Here is a 3,565-nt window from a genome sequence, read left to right on the forward strand (position 1 = left end):
CCGAAGCTGCCGTCGGCGTGGGTGAGATCCGGGTTCCGGCGATTGGCCGGCGACATCAGCGCCGAGCCGTTCGGAACCGGGGAGAACGGCCCGGTGGGGTTGTCGGAGCGCAGCAGCGTGACGGTGGCGCCGGCGATCGGATTGCCGTTGGTGTCGACCACGCTGCCGCTCGGGTCGATGTAGATCGTGAATGAGAGCGTCTGGTCCTGGCTCGGGACCGGACAGCTGATCGACATGGTCAGCGTGCCCTGCCCGTGCATCGGATAGAGCGGCGGAATGGTCCCGGAGTAGTCGCCGCTGCCGTACGGCGTCTCGGTGAGCGGACCGTTCACGGTCTGCTCGGCGCCGGTGTGCGTGTTCTCGGCGTTGACGGTCCAGGTCCCCGTGCCGAACAGGCAACCGCCCGTGTACGTGATGGACGCGCTGGCCCCCCAATTGATGACCGGAATGCCGTTCTCGGTGCCGACGCCGTTCACGGTGACCCCGGACGGGGGTGGGTTGGGCCCGGGCAGGGTGAAGTCCAGCGTGTTGGTGCCGATGTCGAGAAGGACGGGCTGCGTCACCGGCTCGAGCGTGGAGCCGGGCGGCGGCGAGACGGTCACGCTGTATCCCCCCAGTGGGAGCGTCGCGAACGAGTAGTCGCCGGCGGCGTTGGTGATCGCGAGCTGGCAAGACTGCGTGAGCAGCGATTGCGCGCAGGCCTGCACCAGCGCCCCGGCGACCGGGTTAGAAGAGGAGTCGCTGACCGCACCGGTGAGCGAGCCGGTTTGGACGGTCTGTTCCTGACGAACGGGCAACACGTAGCGCCCCGGCTGGGCGCTGCCGTCGCTGGCGAGGGTGAGCGCGTTGACGCCGTAATCGAGGAAGGCGCCCTCCTGACCGGATCCGCTCAGCTCGAATGAGTTGGCGATGCCGTTGGAGTAGCCGATCTCGGCGACGTCCAACCCGAGCGCGGCGGCTGCGGGGCGGTCGGTGGCGATCACCTGGGGCCCACCCGAGTCCCACTGGACACGGTCGTAGTTGAAGATGATGTCGAAATCGCCGGGGCCGGCGTCCGGGCGCTGGACGAGCAGCAACTGGAAGCTGTCGAGCTTGTCGGTCATCCCCTGCCAGTAACCGACGTTGCGCCAGTCCACGCAGAAGGCGGGCTCGTTCTCGTACGTGGTGCTGCCGTAGGTGACCAGGCCCGAGGGAACGGGTGGCCCGAGCCCGGTGGTGTCCACGTTGGCGAAGAACGGCGCGATGATCGGCGTCTGCGAGCTGGTCAACGAGAACGGCGCGTACGTGTCGACCGGCGCGCCGAAGCTCACTGTGCCGTTGCTGTTGACATACACGCTGTCGTAGGACGTGCCGAAGAAGTCAGCGGTGAACGGCAGCGTGACTGAGCCGGTCGAGCCCTCGTTGGTGGCGGTCAGTGTGTTGGCCACACACCCCGTATAGAAATGCGAGGGTTGCATTGCGCCGCCGGGCAGCACGCACGAGGAGGTGGCGTTGTCCCATTCGTACTGGACGAAGTAGCGGTCGCCGTTGATCGTGATGTCACCGCCGTCGCTGTATCCGTCGCGGTTGTAGATGTAGGCGCACATGTCGCCGATCTCGCCTTGACGCTTGAAGTTCGGGTCGGTCGGGTTGGTCCCGCCATTCCAGGCCGTGTTGTGAATCGGCTCGGGGTCGGTCAGCGCCTCAAAGATCTCGTGACTGGCGGTGCTGATCTCAGAATCCGTGGCGGGATCGACGTTAGGACCGTTCGAGCCGTTGTACCCGTAGGTGACGGTGTTCCCGGCTCCGCAGCTGTCCATGCGGTCGCCGTCGGACGGCATGGCGCCATAGACGACCTGAGCGCCGGGATTCGCGTCCTCGACGTAGGCCCCGTGGTAGGCGCAGATCCCGCCGAGGTTGTAGCTGTTCGGAGTGAACGTGCACCCCGCCGAGGAGCTGCACAGCTCGGTGCCGATCGGCAGGTAGACCATGTACAAGACGCTGAGGCTCGGCGGCTGCCACTGGGGATTGGCGTTCTGGGCGTCCGCGATCACGCCCTGGATGTCGGACTCGAGCAGGATCGGCCGCGCGCTCTCTCCCGGCGGGGTGTACGTGCTGCGGCCCGATGGGAGGGCCTTGGTGTCGACCCACGAGCCGCCGTAGCCAAGCTGGTTCTGGACGCCGTACTGCGAAAGGAGGTTGATGAGCTGACCGCCGACATCCTCGGTGAACTGGTTGATCAGCGACTCGTTCGGGGACGGGTTTCCGGCCGGCACCCAGAAGATGTTGTAGATCGTCACGTTGCTCATGACCGGCCCACCGTTGTTCGGGACGTTGGTGGGCGCCGTCGTGGACGCGGGGTTGGCCGAGGCTCCCGTTTTGACCTTGGCGAGCGCACGCAGGGTCTGAATCGTGGGGGTGCCGTGGGTCCCGAGCGAGCGGGTCGGGCCACCGTAGCGCTTGACCGGAGTCGCCCGGGCGAGGCTCGGGGCCAGCGCGCAGCTCAAAGCCGCCGCCGCGGTCAGCAACCAGCAACGAAAGACCCACCCTCTGCGCATCCGTGATTCCCCTGTCCGTGTGACACCCGCCGCGGGGCCCCCGGTGCGCCCGCGCCTCAGTGAACGACGACCGTCAGGGCAAACTTGCGCAACTTGCGCGGGCAGATGAACAGCTCGCCGCACAGCCCGCGCTGAGCCCGCACCACGCTGCGCCCAGGCGCCACCGCGTCCACGGTCAGCTCCATGTACCCACACCCTTGGGGGGCGCCGCAGCCCTTGAGGATGTGAACGGAGCGCTGGGGGCCGACGGCGCGCAGCGCCGAGCCGGAGACCGCGTCGATGTACCAATCGAGGGTGTCGAGCTTCACGAGCGCACGCCTGCCCACGCCCAGCGTCACGGTCCGTCCGTTATCGGCATAGGTGAAAGTCTGCGCCGGCGCGGGCCGGTGCGCGGACCGCGGCTTGGCCGCACTCCCGCCGCACCCCGCCAAAACCACCGCGGTCAGCAGCACGATCATGCACCGCGTTCCTTGGCCATGCGCGTGACACATACCTAGCCTCAACACCACAGGATGGCGAGGCCGGCGTGGTTACGCGGCGATCCGCGCCTGCGGGACGCGCAACGCGTGCAGGCCGGCCAGCCCGGCCCACGGGTCATACCGGGCGAACAGCTCCGTGACCTCCTCCTCGGTGGCGCGCGCGAACGGGTCGCCCGATCGCAGCCGCCCCACCAGCTTCAGGTAGCCGAGATCGCCGGCAGGAAGCTGATCGAGCCGCCCCTGCCCGGTGAACGCGAGCATCTGGATCGTCCAGGAGCCAATTCCGCGGATTGCGCGCAGCCGGCTCCATGCGCGCTCGGGCTGCTCGACGTCGTAAAGGTCAACGTGGCCACGTGCGACCTCGCGAGCGGCCCGCACGAGCGCCACCGCCCGCCCGGCCGACAGGTCCAGCGCCTGCAGCAGCGCCGGCGCCTGGCCGGCGACCCGGGCCGCGGTCGGCGCGTCGCGCATCTGCGCCCAGGCACAGCGCCGCCCCAGCCGGTGGATCAGGCGCCGCTGGATCGCGGCCGCGCGCTCTGACTCGATCAG

At 68.5% G+C, this 3,565-nt stretch carries 2 protein-coding genes and 1 pseudogene; all 3 read right to left on the minus strand.

What is annotated here, in order from left to right:
- A partial coding sequence (locus tag JOZ00_RS11115) for a carboxypeptidase-like regulatory domain-containing protein (RefSeq protein WP_293343670.1) occupies window positions 1-2,537 on the minus strand: 2,537 nt, incomplete at its 3' end.
- A 56-nt stretch (window positions 2,538-2,593) separates the two neighbouring features.
- A complete protein-coding gene (locus JOZ00_RS11120) occupies window positions 2,594-2,995 on the minus strand; it encodes a hypothetical protein (protein WP_293343672.1) in 402 nt (133 codons plus the stop codon).
- A gap of 72 nt (window positions 2,996-3,067) precedes the next feature.
- Window positions 3,068-3,565 (minus strand): annotated as a pseudogene (locus tag JOZ00_RS11125) (hypothetical protein); the annotation flags it as partial.

The sequence above is a fragment of the Mycobacterium sp. genome (assembly GCF_019243155.1).
GTDB lineage: Bacteria > Actinomycetota > Actinomycetes > Mycobacteriales > Mycobacteriaceae > Mycobacterium.